The following is a 20,866-nucleotide window of genomic DNA, read 5'->3' on the forward strand; positions in this document are numbered from 1 at the left end:
GGCGTGTCGGTGTCAGCGGCTAGGCTCTCGACCATGCGTATCGCCAGGTTCTCCACCGACGAGGGCATGTCCTTCGGCGTGGTGGAGGAGAACACCGTCGCCGCCATCGCGGCCCACCCGTTCGGTGACCTCACGTTCACCGGGCAGCGCCTCCCGCTCACCGACGTCCGGCTGCTCGCGCCGATTCTGCCCAGCAAGGTCATCGCGATCGGCAAGAACTACGCCGGACACGTCAGCGAGATGGGAGGGGACGCGCCGCCCGCCGAGCCGGTGGTGTTCTCCAAGCCGTCCACCGCCGTGATCGGCCCGCAGGAGGCGATCGCCTACCCGCAGAAGCTGTCGCAGCGGGTCGACTACGAGGGCGAGCTGGCCGTCGTCATCGGGCGGATGTGCCGCGAGGTCCCGGCGTCCCGTGCCGCCGAGGTCATCCTCGGCTACACCTGCGCGAACGACGTCACGGCCCGCGACCTGCAAACCAAGGACAAGCAGTGGACGCGCGCCAAGGGCTTCGACACGTTCTGCCCCCTCGGCCCGTGGATCGAGACCGAGATCGACCCCGCCGACCTGGCGATCACCACGACCGTCAACGGCGAGACGCGGCAGGACGCCCGCACGTCCCTCTTGCTGCATGACGTCCCGACCCTGGTCGAGTACGTCAGCCAGGTCATGACGCTGCTGCCCGGCGACGTCATCCTCACCGGCACGCCCGCCGGGATCGGCCCGCTGGAGATCGGGGACGAGGTGACCGTCACGATCGAGGGCATCGGCGGCCTCACCAACCGCGTCATCGCCCGCGACTGAACCGACCGTGACGGGGGAGTGCCATGGCGTTCGGCGGTTTCACCGACGAGGCGTTCGCGTTCTACGAGGGATTGCAGGCCGACAACAGCAAGCCGTACTGGACGGCCCACAAGGACACGTACGAACGCCATGTGCGCGAACCTCTGCTGCGGCTGTGCGCCGAGCTGGAGGAGGAGTTCGGCCCCATCAAACTGTTCCGCCCGTACCGGGACGTCCGCTTCAGCAAGGACAAGACGCCCTACAAGACGCACCAGGGCGGCCACACGAGTGAGGGCTTCTACCTCCAGGTCGACGCGGACGGGCTGATGGTCGCGGGCGGCATGTACGCGCCCACGTCCGACCAACTCCACCGCTACCGCGAGGCCGCCGGGTCTGACCTCTACGGCCCGGAACTCCAGACCATCGTGGACGACCTGCGCGCCGCCGGAATGGAGATCGCGGGGGACCGGCTCAAGACCCGCCCGCGCGGCACGCCCCCCGACCACCCGCGTCTCGACCTGCTGCGGCACCGCTCCCTCTACGCCCACGAGGGCTGGCCCGCCGACCCCTGGATGGAGACGCCGGAGGTGGTGACGCGGGTCCGCGCGTCGTGGCGGCGGCTGCGTCCCCTCGTCGACTGGGGCCACCGGCACATCGGGCCGCCCGACTTCACCCGCTGAAGGCGTCCGGCGGGATCCGTGCCCCGGTCTGCGGCGTTACACCGTTCCACTGCTCGACCTCTGCCAGCGCCCACTCGGCCCAGCGCAGCAGCAACGCGTTCTGCTCCCGCACCAGTTTCGAGGGCAGGGCGATGACCGGGAGCCGATCCGGATACGGGCCGCCCTCCTCGTACTCGGCCATCCGCGCCTCGGTGATGGCGACGCGCTTCACGGCGTCGTCCCTGATCCGCCGCAGCGTCGTGCGCAGCTGTTCGACGGTGCCGTGGTCGGCGAACGCCACCTTGATCAGCGCCTCGAACTCCATCACCGGGCCCGCTCCGGGCTCGTCCAGCCACTGCCCGACGCGGGCGCGCCCCTCCTCGGTGATCTCGTAGACCGTGCTTCGGCGCCGTCCGGTGTACTCGACGCGGGACCTGGCGAGACCGTGCTCGACCAGCTTCTTCGGCTCCTCGTAGATGACGCTCTCCGCGCGCGGCCACATCGTCCGCAGTGACCGCCGCATCTGCTCCTTGAGCTCGTACGTCGTCCACGGCCGGACCGCGAGCAACGACAGGACCGCGTAGGACGTCGTCGTCAGTTCCCGTGCCATACGCCTTACTGTTCGTCCTCGACCCACCCCGATAGACGGCGCCGCCGGGCCGAGCGGACGGGGGCCCGGCCCGGCGGTCGCCCGCCAATCCGTTTTGGTCGCGGTCCCCCAGCCGTGTATTCTCATCGAGGCGCGAGCGACCAGCCCCAACCGGCCCGGACGCCCGTTCCCACTGGGGTATGGTGTAATCGGCAGCACGAGTGATTCTGGTTCACTTAGTCTAGGTTCGAGTCCTGGTACCCCAGCTGCGTCCGCACTCGCGGACACACGCCCCCGTCGTCTAGTGGCCTAGGACGCCGCCCTCTCAAGGCGGTAACGGCGGTTCGAATCCGCTCGGGGGTACCGGCCGACTTCTACTCGCCGAGCCTTTGGCTCGGCTTCGCCGTTTTTCGCGCTTATCTGGGGGGCGACCCCCAGACCCCCGATGTGGTGGGCTCCGCCCCCCACGCCCCCTCGTGGCCGGGCCGTGCTGAGATCCGCGAGCCCCGCTCAACCCGAGGTTCAAACACTCGTCGGCCTGGCGGCCAACCTCAATGTGGGGCTGCGCCCCTACACCCGCTTTGGCCGTGGGTTATTCGGTCGGGGTGGTGGGGGATTTCCGGTAGGGTGGGGGGTGCCCGAGTGGGAGATCGCTTGGGTTCATCATCTGGCCCCCGTCGTCTAGTGGCCTAGGACGCCGCCCTCTCAAGGCGGTAACGGCGGTTCGAATCCGCTCGGGGGTACATTCGCCGCAGGCCGTCAGGTCTGCGGCTCTTGCATGTGGGGGGCGGGCCTTCTCGGGCTGCTCGGCTGGGTGAAGGCGATGCGGGTGACGTCGCGTTCCAGGGTGGCGCCCTGGAAGCCGTAGGTTTCCATTCCGTCCACTTTGATGACCAGGCAGAACCGTTCGGTGGTCTCCACTGAAGAGGCCAACTCGCGGTACCGGCGTTGGAGGAAGTGGACGGCGGCGCGGTTGGCGATGGAAGTGTGCCCGCAGATGATGAACACCGGGCCGACGGCGGGATCGGGCCGGAACTTGGCCACTATGGCGTATTCACGCCGGCCGAACTCGCAGCGGAAATGCTCGTCGCCGATGGAGAACGCCAGCGAGTCGGCGTCGTCGGCCGCGAAGGGGAGGATGCTGACGCCGGGCAGGTGGGCGGCCATGTGGCCGCCGGTTCGCGGGTTGGAGCCGCCTGTCGGGCCACCGATGCAGAACTCGGTGCTGGCGCCGTTGCTGCCCTGGTAGTCGTGCGCCCGGCGGATCTCGACCGGGCTCCCCAGTTCCCGCGCGAGCATCGCGACCTCGACGAGCGCGTGGACGTCATTCTGGGCCGTGCTCCCGGGCTTGTTGTACTTCTCGTTCATCACGATGACGCAGGGCGCGTTGTCGCCGAGACCGAAGAACGCGGCCTTGCGGTTCAGCGTGCGTATCTGCTTCGTGCGGTTCCACAGCCATACACCTCCGCCGCTCAGGACGGTGGTCACCAGGCCGATCAGGACGTTCAGCAGTGCGCTGGACATGGATTCCTTCCCCGCTCACACACCGTGTCCATTTTGATCATATATCGCGTATGGGGACCGTGGTGGCATTCCCGGTTCCGCTTGGGAGCCTATTGCAGGACGTCGCAGAGGACGGGCGGTCTGATGACGGGCGTTGGTCGTCGCGGCCGGAATCTCGGCGGGTGGGGCCGTTTCCCGGAGGGCTCCGGTCTGGAACAATCGTCCTTTCGGCGCGGTCGGAATGAGACGTGGTGAACACAGTACAAATCAAGATCGACGGGGGCGACGAAGTCGGAGGGCTCGTCGCGCTCCACGATTGGCTTCGGGGCGAGGCGGAACTCGCGGGGTTCGTCAAGCTGGGACGTCGGGCCGCCGGGGCCGAGGAGCTCGGTGGGGTCCTGGACGTGGTGACCGTCGCCGTCGGGTCCGGTGGTGTCGCCGCGGTTCTGGCGCAGTCGCTGCCCACCTGGATCAGGAGCCGCCGCCCGGCGGTGAAGGTGACCATCACCTCGCCGAACGGCAGGACGTTGGAGCTGGAAGCGGCCGAGGCGGCCGACGCCGAACGGCTGATCATGGACCTGCTTCGGCAGGTTGACGATGGTGCCTGAGCCGGGTCCCAACCGTGCGGGGTCCCGGGCGATCCTCATCGGTGTGTCGTATTTCCTGGACGACGCTTTCCCGCGCCTACCCGCGGCCGACAACAGCCTGCGTGCGGTGCACAGGACGCTCGTCGCGGACGACCTCGGCGGGTGGTCGCCGGACCAGGTCACCGTCATCGCCAACCCGTATCGCTCGGTGGAACTCATCCAGCAGGTGCGGCGGCTGGCCGAGGCCACGACCGGCGCGTTGCTGCTCTACTACGTCGGGCACGGCACGATCACCGATCGTGGCAACCTTTCCCTGACGGTTGTCAGCACCCATAGTGACGATTCCGATGTGACCGGTGTGGAGTATCGGCATATCCAGGAGGCGCTTCAGTACAGTCCGGCGCGGGTCAAGGTCGCCATTCTGGACTGCTGTTACTCCGGTCGAGCGACGCAGGGCATGACCGCTACGGGCGTCGCGGACATCACCGAAACGGCCGGCACCTATACGTTGACCGCCGCCGATCGTGCGGCCCATGTGCCTCCGCCGGAGGAACAGGCGCTCGCGACCACGTCGTTCACGGGTGTTCTGCTCGATGTGGTGCAGTCCGGGCTGCCCAATGGGCAGCCGTTTCTGACACTCGACGCGCTTTTCCCGCATCTGCGTGTGGGATTGATCGAGCGAGGGCTGCCCAAGCCCAATCAGCGGTGCACCGACACGTCTGGGCGTTTTGAGTTCAGTCGCAATCCCGCGTATGAACGAAGGGCGGTGTCTGAACCGCTGCCTTTGCCTGAACCGCTCCCTGTGCCTGAACCGCTTCCTGTGGCGGGTTCGGCCGTGCAGGTGTTGTCGGATCCGACTCCGCCTCCTTCGCAGGTTGAGGTGCCTGTCGTTCCTGAGACATCTGTTGTTCGGCGGGCTGCTCGGGAGACGGTCGACTGGACCCTGTTGATGAAGTCGGTCTGGCCCGACCTCCTGGTTCCGGCGCTGGGAATCCTGACGTGGGGCTTGGTGATGACGCTCATTGTCGCCGCCCTTGTCCCGCTCGTGTGGGCCTTCGAGTACAGGTTCTGGGTGAGTGTTCCGGCGTTCGCCGTCATCGCGGCGACAGTGGGCGCGGTCGGGTTCAACGGGACCGACGTTCCACTCGTTTATGACCACGGTGACCGGCCTGTCAGTCTGCGTGATTCCGAATCGCTCGTCAGGATGGCGGACACCGATGTCGGCTGGGCTCTCGGCCCCGGCAAGCACGTTGATGTGACCTGGCGGGTCCCCTCGGTGTCGGGTGCTCATTGGCTCGACGGGCATCTCGACGCTCGGGCGTCGGGAGCGAACGGTTCCCAGTGTCAGGGAAAGATCAGCTACCAGATATATGCCGACAGTGGTGTGTTCGCTCATGGTGAGCTGGTCGTCAAGGCGGACGCTGACGCTCATAGCGGCTTCGACCGGTTGGAGGACCTGCCGCGCTCCACCGCGAGTATCCGGCTGATCGCGACTCGAAATGGTGGTTCTGCCTCCTGTGATGTCTGGCTTGTCTGGGTGCGGGTCGGGCTTGATTCCGGTGGATTCGGACCGTTCAACGGCCTGTCCGACACGGCGGATTCGGCTGCCCACGGTCCGTTGAGTGGGTGAGGCGGGCCGGGGCCTTGGGCGGCGGCGGGGGTAGGCGTGTTCGGCGCATGGGGTGACATGCGTTTCTGTAATGATCTGTATCGCGTATTTCCAAGAGACGGGAAGTTCGCGGCTCCGGGCCTGAGGTCGTGTTCCCATGAGCGGGAATGGGATCGTCTCGCGATCGGAGAACGGGAATATGAGAAAATGGGGCACTTGCCTCGTCGCGTCGGCCGGGATCGTCGCGGCCGTGGTCGCCGTCGCGCCCAGCGGGTCCGCGGTGGAGGTGCGCCGGGCGCCCGGGGCGGTCGTGGTGGACGAACCGTTCACCGGCGGCGCCGCCGACACGCGCTTCGTCGGGTACGGGACCGCGTGTCTGACGGGCGCTCCGCGTGGGAAGGGCGAGGCGGAGGCCACGAATCATCGGCTTCGGGGATGCCGCCGCGATCCGGTCGGGCCCGTCCCGCCGGGGGACGCGGCCCCGCGTGGATATCTCCAGCTCACCGATGCCCATGACGAGCAGACCGGCGCGGTGCTGTTCGATTCTCCGATCCCGGCGGCGGGCGGGCTGGACGTTTCCTTCGAGCAGTGGCAGTACGGCAACACCACGCGGGGGGCGGCCGACGGGCTCTCGTTCTTTCTCGTCGACGGTTCGACCTCTCTCACCACGCCGGGCGCCTTCGGGGGGAGTCTCGGTTACGCGCAGCGGTTGCCGGGCGGCCGAACCGATGGCATGTTCATCCCGGGTGTCAACGGTGGATATCTCGGTATCGGGCTCGATGTGCTGGGGGAGTACTTCGGTGACGGGGAAGGGCGCGGGAACGGCTGCGATCGGCGTTCTCCCGCCGGGACGGAATATCGTCAGCCCGCCCCCGGCCCCAACATCGTGACGGCGCGCGGGCCCGGAAACGGGGTCGAGGGCTACTGTCTGATCGCCGCGACGAACGGCGACAGGTCGTCGTCGGGCGCCTGGGGGTCGTCGCTTCCGGGGAATCTCCACGGTCGACTGAAGTCGATGCCCGCCAACGTGTCCGCGCGGCGGGCGGAGAGCCTGCTGGAGCCGGTGAAACGGACCGTCCATGTCGTGGTGTCGCCCGACTCCAGTCCGATGGTCACGGTCGACATCGACTTCCAGGACGGTAAGGGGTTCCAGCCGGTGCTGAGATTCCGTGCGCCCGAGCCCGTGCCGGACACCGTCAAGTTCGGGTTCGCCTCGTCCACGGGAGCGCGCACCGATGTGCATCTGATTCGCCGTGTCGTTGTCCGGGGTGAACGCGGGGACGACGAACGGAGTCGTTGAAGACGAAGCGGAGGGACGGCCCCCCGACCGTCCCTCCGCGCCCCATGACCACCCTTTCAGCGGCGCGGCTCCCCGCACGCTGGCCGCGGAGTGAGATTAGAGAGACAACTCTCGCCACCGCATCATGGCCTGACTGCGAAATGCAATTGCAGGCCGCCATCGGTCATCATGGACTGCGGGTAGATGTACATTCTTGCCATCTATGAGTGGCTTGTTCAAGCATCGCCCTGTAGATCCCTCCGGCGGTGTTTGATGAACACGAAATCTTATGGTCAGGCGTAGGATCGCTTTGGTATTCACTTTGATATTTCCGCCTTGATCGGGGTGGGACGCTGGTGGTGTGGCGCGGTGACGCGGCCCGGCCACCAGAAGCGGGGGCCCGCGTCCAGGGCCAGGGCGGGGACGATGACGGATCGGACGAAGAAGGTGTCCAGCAGCACGCCGAGGGAAACCAGGACGCCTATCTGCACCATCATCGTGACCGGCATGACGCCGAGGACGCCGAACGTCGCGGCGAGGACCAGTCCTGCGCTGGAGATGACGCCGCCGGTCACGCCGAGGCCGCGCAGGACACCCGTCCGATGGTCGGAGCGTCCCGCCTCCTCGCGGACGCGGGACACCAGGAACAGGTTGTAGTCCACGCCGAGCGCCACCATGAACAGGAAGCCCATCAGCGCGACCTGCGTGTCGAGCGCTGGGAAGTCGAAGGCGTACCGGAACAGCAGCCAGGCCCCGCCAAGGGCGGCGAAGTAGGACGCCACGACCGTGCCGATCACCAGGAGCGGGGCGACCAGGGCGCGGAGCAGGGCGATCAGGACGACGAACACGACACTGAGGACGAGCGGGATCACGACGCGGCGGTCATGGGCCTGCGCGTCGGCCTTGTCGATCTCGCTGGCCGTGCTGGCTCCGATGGTGGCGTCGGGGATCGTCCTGCGCAGGTCGCGGACGGTCTGCTCGGCCGCTGAACTGTCGGGCGGGTCGTCCAGGACCACGGCGAGTTTGGTGAGGCGGCCGTCCTCCGACGGCTTGGGGTCGTCCACGCGGGCCACTCCGGGGGCGTCCTTGAGCGCGGCGGTCACCTGCGGTGTGTCGCGGGTTTCCGTGACCACCTGGAGTGGGCGGCCCTGGCCACTGGGGTAGTGCTTGGCCAGGAGGTTCTCGCCGATGGTGGAGCTGGGCGTGGTGGTGAGGAAGTGGGCGCGGTCCAGGCCCGTGGTGATGCCGAGGGTGGCGGACGCCAGCGCGCCGAGGACCGCCAACCCGCCGATCCAGACCGGGCGGGGGTGGGCCGCGACGCGGTGGCCGACGCGGTCCCACGCGCCGCGTGCGGGCGCGGCGTCGCCGGGACGGGGGACGCGCGGCCAGAAGATCCAGCGTCCGGCGATGAGGAGCAGCGCGGGCAGCAGGGTCATGACGACGACCAGTCCGGCGAGGACGCCGATGGCGGCGACCGGGCCGAGCGCGTAGTTGAAGCCCATGTCGGCGGCGAGCAGGCACAGCAGGCCGAGGGAGACCGTCGCGGCGGACGCGATGACCGGTGCGGCGGCGCGGCGCAACGCGATCGCCATCGCGTGGTGGCGGTCGGGATGGTGCCGCAGTTCCTCGCGGTAGCGGGCGAGGAGCAGCAGCGCGTAGTCGGTGGAGATGCCGAAGACGAGCGCGTTCAGGATGGCGGACATGCCGTCGGCGACGTACAGGTCCGCGTGCTTGCCGAGGAGGTAGACGACCGCGTTCGCCACCTGCACCGCGATGGCCGCGTTCACGATCGGCAGCAGCCACAGGACCGGGCTCCGGTAGGTGAGCAGCAGGACGGCCGTGACGATGAGGATCGTGATGATGAGCAGCGGCTTGTCGACCTTCTCGAAGGCGTCGCCGACGTCGAGCGCGGACCCGGCGGGGCCCGTCAGGCGGATCTCCAGGCCGTCCGGCGCGTTCTTTTCAGACTGGTCGCGGAGTTTCTCGGCCTTGTCGCCGAGGGTGTCGTCGTCCGTCAGCGGGACGTTCAGCATGAGCGCCTTGCCGTCGGCGGACGACTGGGGCGGCGCGACTCGTCCCGCGGCGATGGGGGCGAGGGCGGCGCGGTCGGCCTCCGCTTTCGCGCGGTCGGCGGCGGTGATGCCGGACGGGCGGACGTAGGCGATGATCCCGGGCGCCAGCTCGCCGCCGGGGAAACGGGAGGTCAGCTCGTCGACCTTCGTGGACTGCGCGCCGCGCGGGAGTTCGGCGGACGACCTGCCCTCGACGACGTCCGGGAGGTGGCTCGCGGCGGGGACGGCCAGGATCGTGATCACGATCCAGAGGAGCAGCACGACCCATTTCAGGAGGCGGCCCCGTGGTGGGGGCGACTGGTGTTTGCGTGAGAGCAGCATGAGGTGCTCTCCTTTCCGTGGGGCTCGTTGTCGCGTGGAGAACACGCCGTTTCGGCGTGGTGACGCGGGCTTCGCCCGTCCGGGCCGTCGAGGGGCAACTCGGCGGCCCGGACCTTCTCGTCGGGCTCAGACCTCGGGGAACGCCAGGAACCTGGCGTGGACGGTGCGCGCTTCCCGCGGCGGGTCGTCGTCGGCGCGTTTGTAGCGGTAGATGAGCGCGATGTACTCCTCGAAGAACGGACGCACCTGGTCGGGCGTCAGCGTGACGGTGGAGAAGGAGAACAGCAGGGCGTCCGCCCACGGGCCCAGCTCGTCGCGCACCCGCTGGAAACGGGCGAGCTGGTCGAGTTCGTTGGCGAACTCCAGGCGGGTCACCTCGTCCACGACCTCGCGCATCTCCGCGGACTGCTCGCTGTAGCGCGGCACGCGGCGGTCGGCGGGCACCGCCCGCCACCAGCGTTCCCGTCCGCGCGCCAGCTCCGGCACCTCCTCGACGAACCCGTGCTTGGCGAGCTGCCGCAGGTGGTAGCTCGTCGAGCCGGTGCTCTGGCCGAGTTCGCGGGCGAGGGTCGTGGACGAGACCGGACCGCGCCGCATGACCTCCGCGATGCGCCGCCGCAGCGGATGCGCGAGAAGGCGCACCTGGTGCGGATCGGTCATCGCCTCGGACGGCGGTTGCTCCTTCATGCCAGCGACCGTAGAAGTTGCAAAGGGTCTTTGCAACGATTCTTGGCAAAGTTCACCGGCAGGGGTGAGGAGACGGGACCTGAGAGGGAGGGCGACTCACCCTCCCGGTCGAGTGCTTGGCCGACGGGTGCGAGTGTGGTCAACTAAAATCATCGGCTTCGGGGTGGGAGGCATGATGAGTGATCGCATGGGCGAGGTATCTCCGGCCGCGTCGCTGGCCGAGAAGGTCGAATGGCTGATCCGGAACCTGTGGCCGGAGCGGGCGGAGCCGCCGCGCAACAACGTGGACACCGCCGCCGCGATCGCGCGCACCACCGGGGAGGACATCTCGTCCACCACCGTCTGGAAGCTGCGCACCGGACGGCAGGAGAACCCGCAGCTCAAGACCCTCACCGCGCTCGCCACGTTCTTCGGCGTGCCGATCGGGTTCTTCGGGTTCCCGACCGAGTCCGAGCCGATCGGCGACGATCTCACCCTCAAGGCGCTTCGGCGGGACGTGGAGAACGGCGTCATCCGTCCCGAGGTGCTGCGCGCCCTCGTCGACCTGTCGCCGGACGCCCGCTGGGTCGTGGACGAGATGATCCTCGGCGCGGCCGCCGCCGACCGGGAACGGCATGCCGGACCGGCGTAGGCCCATGTTTTGCGGGTGCCTGATCAGGTAGAGGTCACGTGGCCAGGTAACCGTACCCGGGAGGGGTCATGGCGCCGTTCGTCGTCGTCCTCTCCGTGGTGGGGCTGGTCGGCGCGCTCGTCGCCGGGGTCTACGCCGTGTCGTGGGCGCTGGCGCCGCGCGGGGTCGTGGAGGCGGGGCCGTTCCTGTCGGGGGCGCGTCCCGTCGAGCACGCCGTGTCGCGGTACCACGTGCGGTGGTACGCGGTGTCGATGGTGTTCCTGGCCTTCGACATGGAGATGGTCTTCATGTACCCGTGGGCGCTCGTCGTGGCGTCCGTGGGTGTGAAGGCCGTTGTAGAGATGTTCCTCTTCCTTGCGTTGATCCTGGTCGGGGTTCTGTACGCGTGGCGTGAAGGGGCGTTGCGGTGGGCCTGAGGGTCGCGACGCGGCGTCCGTTCGTCGTGTCGGCGGCGGACGGGACGGCCGACCGGCTGCGGGTCGAGGCGGAGCTGCGGCGCCGGGGATGGCGGGCCGCCGTCTCCCCAGCGGAGACGGGGACGCTCGTCGTCTGCGGCAACCCAGGGCCGGAGCTGGCGAGCGCCATCGAGGCCGTGTGGCGGGATATGCCCGAACCGCGTGCGCGTGCGTCGGCAGATCTCGACTGGACGGGCGGCGCGCCACGACCCCCGCTGGAGTTGGACGACGTCGGCATGGCCGATCGGGCGGACGACAGGGACGGGCTCCGGCTCGATGTGCTGCACGTCCCGTTCGGGCCCGTGCTGGCCTGGTGGCCTGCGGGATTGCGGGTCGATCTGACCGTGCAGGGCGATGTCGTCCAGGCGGCGGAGGCCACGGCGGTCGACACCGCCGACGCGACGTTCTGGCATGAGGGGCGGCGTGCGGCGCACCGGCTCGACAGCGTGTCGCGGCTGCTGCGCGTCGCGGGCTGGGACGTGGCGGGCGAGCACGCGGCCGTTCTCCGGGACGAGGCCCTCGCGGGCGCGCCGGGCGTGGCGGACAGGTTCCGCCCATTCGCGCGGAGGGTCGGGCGGTCGCGGGTCCTTCGATGGATGACGCGAAACGTGGGAAACGTCGAGCGGCGCCTGGACGGGTGGCTGCGAGACATCGGCGCCGCTCTCGACGGGCGTCCGGTCGGGCGGTCGCGCGAGCCCTGGCCCGAGGCGCTGGCGGCGCTGCCCGCGCTGCTCGAAGGTGTCGGATTGGCCGAGGCGCGGCTGATCGTCGCCGGTCTCGATCCCGATCTCGGGACGGCCGCCGATGGCTGAGGTCCTCGTCCTGGGCGCGCTGGCGGTGGCGGCAGCGTCGCTGAACGCGGCGTTCGCCGGACGTCCCGCCGAACCGTTCCACGAGGTCGCACGGCTGCTCACCTTGCAGCGGCGCACCATCACCAGAGCCGACGCGCTGCTGATGCGGATCGGCGTGATCTCCCTGCCGGTGGCGGCCGCGCTCGCGGCGCTGGTGGTGCCGTTCGGTGGCCGCGTCGCGATCGACACCTCGGTCGGCGTCGTCTGGTTCAACGCGATGGAAGTGGTGGCGTGGGCGTCGGTGTGGCTGGTCGGCTGGGGCGTCAACTCCGCGTACGCGCTGGTCGGCGGGTACCGGTTCCTCGCGCAGGGCCTCGCGTACGAGCTGCCGCACATGTTCGCGCTGATCACGGCGTCGCTCGCCGCCCACTCCCTGGACCTGCGCGCCATCGGGGACGCGCAGGACGGCCTCTGGTACGTGGTCTGGATGCCGGTCGCGTTCGCCGTCTACCTGGTGTCCGCGCTGGCCATGACGTTCTGGGGGCCGTTCGCACACCCCGTCGGCGGCGACCTGGCGGGCGGCGCGGCGCTGGAGCTGTCCGGCCCGGACCGGGTCGTGTTCCTGGCGGGACGCTACGGGCTGTTGGCGGTCTCGGCGGGCGTCGCCGTCCCACTGTTCCTCGGCGGCGGGGCCGGGCCGGTGCTGCCGGGCTGGCTGTGGTCGCTGGTGAAGACGTGCGCCGTCCTGGCGCTGCTGGTCTGGACGCGGCAGCGCCTGCCCGTGCTGCGCATGGACCGGTTCATGACGGCGGCGTGGACGGTGCTGATCCCGGCCACGCTGCTGCAAATGCTCGTCGTCGGGATCGTCGTGGTCTGAGGAGGTGAGCCATGCGGGACGTCGGATTCTGGGTGCTCGCGGTCGCGTCGGTCGGGTTCGGCGTCGCGGTGTTCGTCGTGAACTCGATGGCGCGGGCGACGTTCGCGTTGCTCGCGTCCTTCCTCTGCGTCGCGGGCGAACTGCCGCTGATCGACCTGAGCTATCTCGGGGTCCTGGTCGTGCTGATGATGATCATGGAGATGCTGGTGATGGCCGTCTTCATGATCATGTACATGATGAACCCGGCGGGGCTGATGCCGATGTCGATGACGCACAACGCGCGGGGCGCGGCGGCCATCGCGGGCGGCGCGTTCGTCGCGCTGGCGGCCGGGATCGTCGCGGTCCCGTGGCCGGAGCGGCGGGGGCGCCCGCCGTCCGACCCGACGGTCGCGCTCGGCGAGGCGATCATGGGGCCGAAGATGCTGGTCATGATGGTGATCGGCGTCGCCATCCTGGCCACCATGATCGCCACGGTGGTGCTGGCGACGCGGCGGGGACGCTATGACGCTTGAGACGTTCCTGCTGCTCGCGGCCGCGCTGTTCTGCGTCGGGCTGTTCGGCGCGCTGTCCCAGCAGTCGATCGTGATGCTGATGATGGGCCTCGAACTCATGATCAACGGCGTGGTGGTCGCGGCGGCCGGGTTCTGGCACTGGGTGTCGCCGGGTTCGGCGGACGGGCAGGTTCTCGTGCTCGTGGCCATCACCGTCATGGCGCTGGAGATGGCCATGGGCTTCGCGGTCGTCACCGCCCTGTTCCGGGCCCGGGACGTCGACCTGACCGATGACGCGGGGGATCTGAAGGGATGAGTGCAGCGCTCCGGGGGGTGTGGGGGGTCGTCCCCCCACAGGGAATGGAGGTGATCCCGGGGTGGACGAGCGGGCTGGCAGTGGACGAGCTGTCCGGGATCCTGCTGGTGACCCTGGTCGTCGTGCTGGTGGCGGTGCTCGCCTACGCGTCCGGGGAAGGGTACGGGGCGCGGTTCTTCGTGCTGATGCTGGTGTTCGCGGCGGCGATGGCCGTCACGGTCACGGCGTCCGACCTGCTGGTGCTGCTGATGGGCTGGGAGGTCATGGGCGCGATGTCGTACGCGCTCATCGGCTACGTGTGGTCGGACGCCGAGCGGGTGCGGTCAGCGAACGTCGCATTCCTCACGACTCGGGCCGCCGACATGGGTCTCTACATGGCGGCGGGGTTCGCAATCGCCGGTGCCCATTCGCTGAGACTGGACGACCTTCCGCACGCCGACGAGCCTTGGCGGAGCCTGGTGGCGGCCGGTGTCGTGGTGGCGGCGTTGGGCAAGTCGGCGCAGCTTCCGTTCTCGTTCTGGTTGTCGCGGGCCATGGCGGGGCCGAGCCCGGTGTCCGCGCTGCTGCACTCGGCCACGATGGTGGTCGCCGGGGCGTACCTGCTGCTGCGCCTGCGTCCGCTGCTGGACGCCACCGGGTGGGCCGCCACGGCGGTGAGCTGGGCCGGGGCCCTGACCGCGCTGCTGCTGGGCGCGGTCGCGCTGGCCCAACGCGACCTGAAGCAACTGCTGGCGGCGTCCACGTGCGCGCAGATCGGCTTCATGGTCCTGGCCGCCGGAGCGGGGGCCGTGGACGGCGGCACGGCGCAGCTCGTCGCACACGCCGCAGTGAAAAGCCTGCTGTTCCTGTGCGCGGGAATGTGGCTGGCTAGACGCGGGAGCGACCGGTGGGTCGATGTCGTGTTCGGCGTCGGCGCGATCGCGCTGGCCGGTGTTCCGCCGCTGTCGTTGTGGGTGACCAAGGACGAGGTGCTCGCGGGCGTCGGGGAACAGTCGTCCGCGCTGCTCGCGGTCGCGTTCGCCGCTTCGGTGCTTTCGGCCGCATACGCCGGTAAGGCACTGCTGTGGTTGTTCCGGGCGGGGGAGCGCGTGCGGGTGCCGTGGTCGCAGCGGGTTCCGCTGGCCGGGCTGGCCATCGCGGCAGCCGGGCTCGGGGTGCTCGGGCTTCCCGGGATCTTGGGCGAGCCGGGGCCGGACGCTTGGGAACTCGTCCTGTCCGGGGTGCTCGCGGTTGTGACGGTGGGCGCGGTGCTGACGGTTCGACGGGTTCCGGAGCCCGCGTGGGGTCTTCAGTGGCTGTGGTTGGAGCGGGTCGCGGTGGTGGGGGTGGTTCGTCCTGGATTCGCTGTGGCGCGGGCGTTGGCGCGGTTCGACGACCAGGTGGTGGACGGCGCCGTGCAAGGCATCGCGCGGGGCGGGCTCTGGACGGCCGGGCTCACCCGTCGCCGTGTCGAATTCCGCGTCGACGGGCTCGTCGGAGCGGTCGGACGCGCCGCACGGAGCCTCGCCGCGCTGGCCCGGCGCCCACAGACCGGGCAGCTCCACCTGTACTACGCGCAGGCGGCGGTGGTGCTCGCCGTGCTGGTCGTCATCGCGGTCCTGGCCGGGTGACCCATGCTCACGCTGGTGATCTTCCTGCCGCTCGCCGCCGCGCTCGTGCTGCCGGGCGTCCCGCGCCGGGCCGTGCCGTGGACGTGGACCGGCGTCAGCGCCACCGAACTGGCACTCGTCGTCGCGATGTGGGCCGTACACGGGACGGGCGGCGGCACCTCCTTTGAAACGGACGTGCGATGGATCCCGTCCGTCCGGGCCGGATACCACGTTGGTGTGGACGGCCTGTCGCTTCCGCTCCTCGCGATGACCGCCGTGTTGTTCACGTCATGCGCGGTGTATTCGCTGCGGCAGACGCGCCGGGTGCGGGCGTACGCGATGCTGTTCCTCTTCCTGGAAACGGTGTGCGTCGGGCTGTTCGCGGCACTCGACCTGCTGCTGTTCTTCGTGTTCTTCGACCTGTCGATCGTCGGCATGTACTTCGTGATCCTGCTGTGGGGCCACGAGAACCGGGCGCGGTCGGCGCTGATGTTCTTCCTCTACACGTTCCTCGGCTCGCTCGTCCTGCTGCTCGGATTCATCGGCCTCTACCTCGGCGCGGACCCGCACACCTTCGACATGACCGAACTGACCCGCACGCCGCCGTTCGCGGGGTCGTCGGGGCTCGCCGGGCTGACGCTCCTCGCGGTCGGGATCGGCCTCGGGATCAAGACGCCGGTCGTCCCGTTCCACACCTGGTTGCCGCCCGCGCACACCGACGCGCCCGCCGCCGGGTCCGCGATCCTGGCCGGGGTCATGCTGAAGATGGGCACCTACGGGCTCGTCCGGATCGCGATGCCGATGCTGCCGGACGCCTGGCGCCGCTACGCGCTCGTGATGCTCGTCGTCGGGTTGGTCAGCGTCCTGTACGGGGCGTTCGTCGCGCTCGCGCAGGACAACGTGAAACGGCTCGTCGCGTACACGTCCGTCAACCACATGGGGTACATCGTCCTGGCGCTGGGCGCGGCGGGCGTCCCGGGCGGCGACGCGGACGCCCAACGGCTGGCCGTCACCGGCGCGGTGACACAGATGGTCAGCCACGGACTGGTGACCGGCGCGCTGTTCCTGCTGTGCGGCGTCCTGCACGACCGGGCCGCGAGCTACGACATCGGACGGTTCGGCGGCATCGCGCGACCCGCACCCGTCTACGCGGGCCTGGTCGCCGTCGCCGCGTTCGCGTCGCTGGGACTGCCGGGCCTGTCCGGGTTCATCGCCGAATTCCAGATCCTCGCCGGGACGATCGGGAGCGGCACCACGGCGACCGCCGTGACCGGTGCGCTGGCCGTCACCGGGATCCTCGTCACCGCCGCGCTGTTCCTGCGGCTCCTGCACAAGGTGGTGCTCGGGCCGCCCGGCGAGCTGACGTCGCGCGTCACCGACGTGCGACGGCCCGAGCTGGCGGCGCTCGTCCCGCTGCTGGTGTTGTCGCTGCTGATCGGGGTCGTCCCGCGCGTCCTGCTCGACACGATCGAGCCGCTGTCGGCGATGGTGATCGCCCTCGTGGGCCGCTGATGAACGAGAACCCCGCCGACCTCGCCCCCGAACTGTGCGTGCTGATCGCCGCCGTGCTCGGCCTGGTCAACGGGCTGTTCCTGCCCAGGACGCAGCAGTGGCGGGTGGCCGTGATCTGCGCGGCGGGGCTCGTCGCCGGGCTGGCCGCCGCGGGCGTCGCCGCGACCCGCGCCGACCTGATGGCGTTCGACGCCTTCATGATCGACCCGATCACGCATGTCACCCGGATCGCCGTCCTCGGCTCGACCCTGCTCGCCGTCGTGCTCGCCGCCCGGCCGGTGCACGGACACCCACGGGAGAGCGAGCACTACGTGCTGATCCTGCTGTCGGCGCTCGGCACGATCGCGCTCGGCGCCACGTCCGACCTGCTGGTGCTGGTCGCGGCCTACCTGCTGGCGAGCATCCCCGCGTACGCGCTCGCCGGGTTCGGCAAGGACGCCCCTGGCACCGAGGCCGCGCTGAAGTACTACCTGATGGGCGCGCTGCTCGGCGTGCTGATGCTCGGCGGCGTCACGCTGTTGTTCGGTGTCGGGCGCGGCACCGGCTACCCGGTGCTGCGGGCGGGTTTCGCGGACGCGCCGTCGGCGGCCGTGGCGGTCGGCGTCGTCGCGCTGCTGGCGGGGCTGCTGTTCAAGGCGGGCGCCGTCCCGGGACATTTCTGGGTTCCGGACGTGACGCAGGGCGCGCCCCCGGCCATCGCCGCCTATGTCACGACCGTCCCCAAGATCGGGGCGTTCGCCGCGCTCTACCGGTTCGGTGCGGAGACGCTGCCCGACGGCTGGCCCGTGGTCGTCGCCGTGGTCGCCGCCGCCACGATGACGCTCGGGAACCTCGCCGCGTTCGGGCAGGACAACGTCCGGCGGCTGCTGGCGTACTCGACCGTCAGCCAGGCGGGATACCTCCTCGTGCCGGTCGCCATGGCCGGACGGACCGACCTCGCGGAACCCGCCGTGCTCTACTACGTCGCCGCCTACGCCGTGACGAACCTGGGCGCCTTCGCCGTCGTGCTCGCCACCGGCCGCGACGACCTCGCCGGATACACGGGCCTGCTGCGCGGCTCGCCGCTGGTCGGGCTCTCCCTGGTCGTGTGCCTGCTCGGGTTCATCGGCACGCCCCCGACCGCCGTTTTCGTCGGGAAGGTCCTGATGTTCGGGGCCGCCCTGGACGGCGACTACGCCTGGCTCGCCGTGGTAGCCGCCGTCAACACGGTCGCGAGCGTCTTCTACTACCTGCGCTGGATCGTCCCGCTGTTCGGACGGCAGCCGTCCTGCGACACGATCCACCCGTCGCGAAGCGCGGCGGCCGTGGCAGTGGCGGCGGCGGTCGTCTCCGTGGCGTTGGGCATCGGCAGCGGCATCGCACTCGCCGCGTCCTGATCCGTTCAGCCGCCGAACCACTCGCCGGAGGATCGGGTCTGCGGCGGCACGGACGCCGTGGGAGCCGCCGGTGGGGTGTCGTTCTGGCGGGCGAGGGTCCGTTCGCGCAGGGCCGCTTCGATGCGCAGCTCGTCCTCGCTCGGCGCCAGCGCGATGATGGCCAGCAGGATCATCGACACGACGCCGATGCCGCCGATGAGCGGCAGCAGGAAGTCGGTCGCGGTCGCGCCGGACGGCGACGTCGTCTGGTGGTGCACCATGACGCTCATCGACGCCATGCCCGTGTAGTGCATGCCGGTCACGGCCACACCCATGATCAGCGCGGCCCCGGCGGTCGCCCACGCGCCCCGGACGCTCAGCGCGAACCACAGCGCCACGGACGCGGCGACCACCGCGATCAGCACCGACAGCGACACCAGGCCGGTTCCGTACTCGACGTGCCCGGACATGTTCATGGCCGCCATGCCCATGTAGTGCATGCTCGCCACGCCGAGCCCCATGATGACGCCGCCCAGGACGATCGAGCGCAGCCGCGTCGTGCCGAAGCCCACCATGAACAGGCCGGCCGCGACGACCGCGACGGCGACGACGCAGCTCAGCATCGTGAGCGGCACGTCGTAGCGGATCTCGGCGCCCGGCACGCTGAAGCCGAGCATCGCGATGAAGTGCATCACCCAGATGCCGGTCCCGCCGATCGCCAGCGCCGCCAGAACCAGCCACGAACCACGCGCGCGGCCGGTGACCCCGCGCGCGCGTGCCGTGCACAGCAGCCCGAGCAGGGAACCGGCGACGGACATGGCGTAGGCGAGGACGGGCGTCAGCCATCCATGAGAGAAGTGCTGGACCTCCGACACGCGATCCCCCCGGAATCCAATGTGAACACGGTGGCCGGATCATAGCCGGACAACTTGTACAAACCGCCATCGCACCCAGGAAACGGCCAAATGCGGACGTAGTCAGGAGTTCGCAGGTCGGAGCGTGATGACGGCCGGTTCGCGCATCCCGAAGCGGTCCGCCGCGGAGCCCTGGTTGACGGCGAGGCCCAGCAGCCCGGACGAGTCGACCCACAGCAGCGGCTCGCCCGGCGCCACGCCGCCGAACGTCTCCGCGAACGTGATCCGCTCACCGCGCCCGGACACCTCCAGCGGCGCGCCGTGCTCCAGCGGGCCGAACGCGGCGGCGAGATCGTCCGGCCCCGCGTTCAGGATCAGGCTCCCGAACCGGTCGGTGTAGAGGATCGGCGCGGTCAACTCGCCCTCGCCCACGACCGGCGACGCGACGTCCAGCGGAAGCGGCTCGGCAGGCGCGCCCAGGTCGGCGACCGCGACGCCCGCGGCGAGGTGCGCGGCGGCGGGCGAGAAGATGTCGCGCCCATGGAACGACGCCGACACGGTGGGCAGCCGGTACGCCGGGTCCTCCAGGACATGCGCGCGGACGGCACCGCCCAACGCCTCGGCCGCCGGGACGAGAAGCCCGTTGTCCGGCCCGACCAGCACATCCCCCCGGCCCGTCTCGATCGCGATGGGACGGCGCGGCGTCCCGACACCCGGATCGACGATCCCGACGTGCACGCCCACCGGAAGATAAGGCAGCGCCTGCCGCAGCAGCATCGCGCCCTCGGCGACCGCGAACGGCGTGATCTCGTCGGACAGGACCAGCACCGTGGCCCCCGGGACGATCCCGTACACGACACCCGCGCAGATGCCCGTGTACGCGGCCCCGAAATCCGTGGCGAGGCTGACGAACGGGGGGCGCTGCGGCATGCCACGACCCTATCCGGCGGCCGTCCCGCGGCCTCGTATGCTGCGGGTGTGCGCGCCGAGGCCCTTGATCCCGTCCTGCTGAGGACGTTCGTCTCCGTCGCCGACCTCGGCTCGTTCACCGCCGCCGCGGCCGCCGAGGGCTACACGCAGTCGGCCGTCTCCCGGCAGATCGCCGCGCTGGAGGACGTCTGCGGAGTGGAACTGTTCGCGCGCGGCGCGCGGGGCGTCCGGCCGACACCGGCGGGGGAGTCGCTGCTGCCGCACGCCCGCGGCCTGCTCGACCGGCTCGCCGACACCGCCCGCGCCCTCGACGGCCTGCGCAGGCTCGACACCGGCACGCTGCGGCTCGGCGCGTTCCCCACCGCGAACGCCGCGCTGGTGCCGCGCGCGCTCGCCCGGTTCCGGGCCCGGCATCCGGGCGTCCGGCCGACGCTGCGGGAGGGCATGACCGAGCGACTGCTGCCGATGCTGGAGGCCGGTGAACTCGACATCGCCGTGGTCAGCACGCACAAGCACCCGTCGATCGCCGCCGACGACCTGGTGACGCTCGCCGACGACGCGCTGCTCGTCGCGCTGCCGAGCACCCACCGCCTCGCCGCGCGTCCCCGCGTCGCCCTCGCCGACCTGGCCGACGAGCCGTGGATCGTCGCCGACAACCCCGAGGCGGTCGCGACCATGCGCGCCCGCTGCGAGAGCGCCGGGTTCGTGCCGGAGACGCCGCTGCGGGCCGCCGAGTGGATCTCCAAGCTGGGGCTGGTCGCGGAGGGGTTCGGGGTCGCGCTCGTCCCGGCGCTGGCGGCGACGGCCGTGGCGCGCGACGGCGTCGTCCTGCGCGGCGTGGCCCCCGATCAGCCGCGCAGGACCGTGTACGCCGCCGTCGGACGGCACGCCCGCAGGTCCCCGGCCGTCACCGCGTTCCTCACGGACCTGCGGGACGTGGCCGAGGAGCTGCGACCCTGACTGCCCGGCCCTCAGGCGC

General features: G+C 70.2%; 21 protein-coding genes and 3 tRNA genes. 18 read left to right on the forward strand and 6 right to left on the reverse strand.

All coding sequences use genetic code 11. The annotated features are described in order from the left end of the window. Positions 1-33: 33 nt before the first annotated feature. Both ABD808_RS09550 and ABD808_RS09555 read left to right on the forward strand, forming a co-directional pair. Positions 34-801, forward strand: a complete 768-nt coding sequence (locus ABD808_RS09550; protein ID WP_344893157.1) for a fumarylacetoacetate hydrolase family protein — start codon at positions 34-36, stop codon at positions 799-801. Positions 802-824: 23 nt separating this feature from the next. After that, positions 825-1,460 (forward strand): DUF2461 domain-containing protein, encoded by a 636-nt coding sequence (locus ABD808_RS09555; RefSeq protein ID WP_344893160.1) that lies wholly within the window; start codon positions 825-827, stop codon positions 1,458-1,460. Here ABD808_RS09555 and ABD808_RS09560 read toward each other — a convergent pair. Beyond that, positions 1,450-2,049, reverse strand: a complete 600-nt coding sequence (locus ABD808_RS09560; protein ID WP_344893163.1) for a PadR family transcriptional regulator — start codon at positions 2,047-2,049, stop codon at positions 1,450-1,452. The genes ABD808_RS09555 and ABD808_RS09560 overlap by 11 nt on opposite strands. A 173-nt stretch (positions 2,050-2,222) precedes the next feature. Between ABD808_RS09560 and ABD808_RS09565 the strand changes: the two genes are divergently transcribed. The 3 genes from ABD808_RS09565 (at position 2,223) to ABD808_RS09575 (ending at position 2,771) form a co-directional block, all read left to right on the forward strand. Further along, positions 2,223-2,294, forward strand: a tRNA-Gln gene (locus ABD808_RS09565). Between the two features lie 24 nt (positions 2,295-2,318). Further along, positions 2,319-2,391, forward strand: a tRNA-Glu gene (locus tag ABD808_RS09570). 307 nt (positions 2,392-2,698) lie between these two features. Further along, positions 2,699-2,771 (forward strand) — tRNA-Glu (locus tag ABD808_RS09575). A gap of 16 nt (positions 2,772-2,787) precedes the next feature. On the opposite strand, the gene ABD808_RS09580 is transcribed toward ABD808_RS09575, so the two are convergent. Beyond that, positions 2,788-3,552: a hypothetical protein gene (locus ABD808_RS09580; RefSeq protein ID WP_344893166.1), complete on the reverse strand. Its 765-nt coding sequence runs from the start codon at positions 3,550-3,552 to the stop codon at positions 2,788-2,790. Positions 3,553-3,782: 230 nt separating this feature from the next. Between ABD808_RS09580 and ABD808_RS09585 the strand changes: the two genes are divergently transcribed. The 3 genes from ABD808_RS09585 (at position 3,783) to ABD808_RS09595 (ending at position 7,027) form a co-directional block, all read left to right on the forward strand. Then, the gene (locus tag ABD808_RS09585; protein ID WP_344893169.1) at positions 3,783-4,139 is read left to right on the forward strand and encodes an effector-associated constant component EACC1; all 357 of its coding nucleotides are present in this window, start codon (positions 3,783-3,785) and stop codon (positions 4,137-4,139) included. After that, a complete protein-coding gene (locus tag ABD808_RS09590; protein ID WP_344893172.1) occupies positions 4,129-5,748 on the forward strand; it encodes a caspase family protein in 1,620 nt (539 codons plus the stop codon). Before ABD808_RS09585 ends, ABD808_RS09590 begins: the two co-directional genes overlap by 11 nt. A gap of 178 nt (positions 5,749-5,926) precedes the next feature. After that, the gene (locus tag ABD808_RS09595; protein ID WP_344893175.1) at positions 5,927-7,027 is read left to right on the forward strand and encodes an L-type lectin family protein; all 1,101 of its coding nucleotides are present in this window, start codon (positions 5,927-5,929) and stop codon (positions 7,025-7,027) included. A 296-nt stretch (positions 7,028-7,323) separates the two neighbouring features. Here ABD808_RS09595 and ABD808_RS09600 read toward each other — a convergent pair whose 3' ends face one another. Together ABD808_RS09600 and ABD808_RS09605 are read right to left on the reverse strand one after the other, a co-directional pair. Then, the gene (locus ABD808_RS09600) at positions 7,324-9,399 is read right to left on the reverse strand and encodes an MMPL family transporter (RefSeq protein ID WP_344893178.1); all 2,076 of its coding nucleotides are present in this window, start codon (positions 9,397-9,399) and stop codon (positions 7,324-7,326) included. 126 nt (positions 9,400-9,525) lie between these two features. Beyond that, entirely contained in the window at positions 9,526-10,086 is a 561-nt protein-coding gene (locus ABD808_RS09605; protein ID WP_344893181.1) for an ArsR/SmtB family transcription factor, read from the reverse strand. A 187-nt stretch (positions 10,087-10,273) separates the two neighbouring features. Between ABD808_RS09605 and ABD808_RS09610 the strand changes: the two genes are divergently transcribed. The 9 genes from ABD808_RS09610 to ABD808_RS09650 all read left to right on the forward strand — a co-directional run bounded on the left by ABD808_RS09610 (position 10,274) and on the right by ABD808_RS09650 (position 18,124). Then, entirely contained in the window at positions 10,274-10,717 is a 444-nt protein-coding gene (locus ABD808_RS09610) for a hypothetical protein (RefSeq protein ID WP_344893184.1), read from the forward strand. A 68-nt stretch (positions 10,718-10,785) separates the two neighbouring features. Beyond that, positions 10,786-11,133 carry an NADH-quinone oxidoreductase subunit A gene (locus ABD808_RS09615; protein ID WP_344893186.1) on the forward strand — a complete coding sequence of 116 codons (348 nt, stop codon included), beginning with the start codon at positions 10,786-10,788 and terminating at the stop codon, positions 11,131-11,133. Further along, complete coding sequence (locus ABD808_RS09620) at positions 11,124-11,984, forward strand: hypothetical protein (protein WP_344893189.1); 861 nt, start codon at positions 11,124-11,126, stop codon at positions 11,982-11,984. Before ABD808_RS09615 ends, ABD808_RS09620 begins: the two co-directional genes overlap by 10 nt. Then, a complete protein-coding gene (locus ABD808_RS09625; RefSeq protein ID WP_344893192.1) occupies positions 11,977-12,840 on the forward strand; it encodes an NADH-quinone oxidoreductase subunit H in 864 nt (287 codons plus the stop codon). Before ABD808_RS09620 ends, ABD808_RS09625 begins: the two co-directional genes overlap by 8 nt. Before the next feature lie 11 nt (positions 12,841-12,851). Next, positions 12,852-13,352, forward strand: coding sequence for an NADH-quinone oxidoreductase subunit J (locus ABD808_RS09630; protein WP_344893194.1), 501 nt, complete (start codon positions 12,852-12,854; stop codon positions 13,350-13,352). Next, a complete protein-coding gene (gene nuoK, locus ABD808_RS09635; protein WP_344893197.1) occupies positions 13,342-13,647 on the forward strand; it encodes an NADH-quinone oxidoreductase subunit NuoK in 306 nt (101 codons plus the stop codon). Before ABD808_RS09630 ends, nuoK begins: the two co-directional genes overlap by 11 nt. Before the next feature lie 44 nt (positions 13,648-13,691). Then, entirely contained in the window at positions 13,692-15,257 is a 1,566-nt protein-coding gene (locus ABD808_RS09640; protein ID WP_344893200.1) for a proton-conducting transporter transmembrane domain-containing protein, read from the forward strand. Positions 15,258-15,260: 3 nt separating this feature from the next. Continuing rightward, positions 15,261-16,748, forward strand: coding sequence for a complex I subunit 4 family protein (locus ABD808_RS09645; RefSeq protein WP_344893203.1), 1,488 nt, complete (start codon positions 15,261-15,263; stop codon positions 16,746-16,748). Continuing rightward, entirely contained in the window at positions 16,748-18,124 is a 1,377-nt protein-coding gene (locus tag ABD808_RS09650; protein WP_344893206.1) for an NADH-quinone oxidoreductase subunit N, read from the forward strand. The genes ABD808_RS09645 and ABD808_RS09650 overlap by 1 nt, the downstream gene beginning before the upstream one ends. A 5-nt stretch (positions 18,125-18,129) precedes the next feature. On the opposite strand, the gene ABD808_RS09655 is transcribed toward ABD808_RS09650, so the two are convergent. Next, the gene (locus ABD808_RS09655; protein WP_344893209.1) at positions 18,130-18,978 is read right to left on the reverse strand and encodes an MHYT domain-containing protein; all 849 of its coding nucleotides are present in this window, start codon (positions 18,976-18,978) and stop codon (positions 18,130-18,132) included. Positions 18,979-19,080: 102 nt separating this feature from the next. Further along, entirely contained in the window at positions 19,081-19,887 is an 807-nt protein-coding gene (locus ABD808_RS09660) for an SAM hydrolase/SAM-dependent halogenase family protein (RefSeq protein WP_344893212.1), read from the reverse strand. Between the two features lie 48 nt (positions 19,888-19,935). Between ABD808_RS09660 and ABD808_RS09665 the strand changes: the two genes are divergently transcribed. Next, complete coding sequence (locus ABD808_RS09665; protein WP_344893215.1) at positions 19,936-20,847, forward strand: LysR family transcriptional regulator; 912 nt, start codon at positions 19,936-19,938, stop codon at positions 20,845-20,847. Positions 20,848-20,866 lie beyond the last annotated feature (19 nt).

Origin of the sequence: Actinomadura meridiana, assembly GCF_039537545.1 — a bacterium.
Classification (GTDB): Bacteria; Actinomycetota; Actinomycetes; order Streptosporangiales; family Streptosporangiaceae; genus Spirillospora; species Spirillospora meridiana.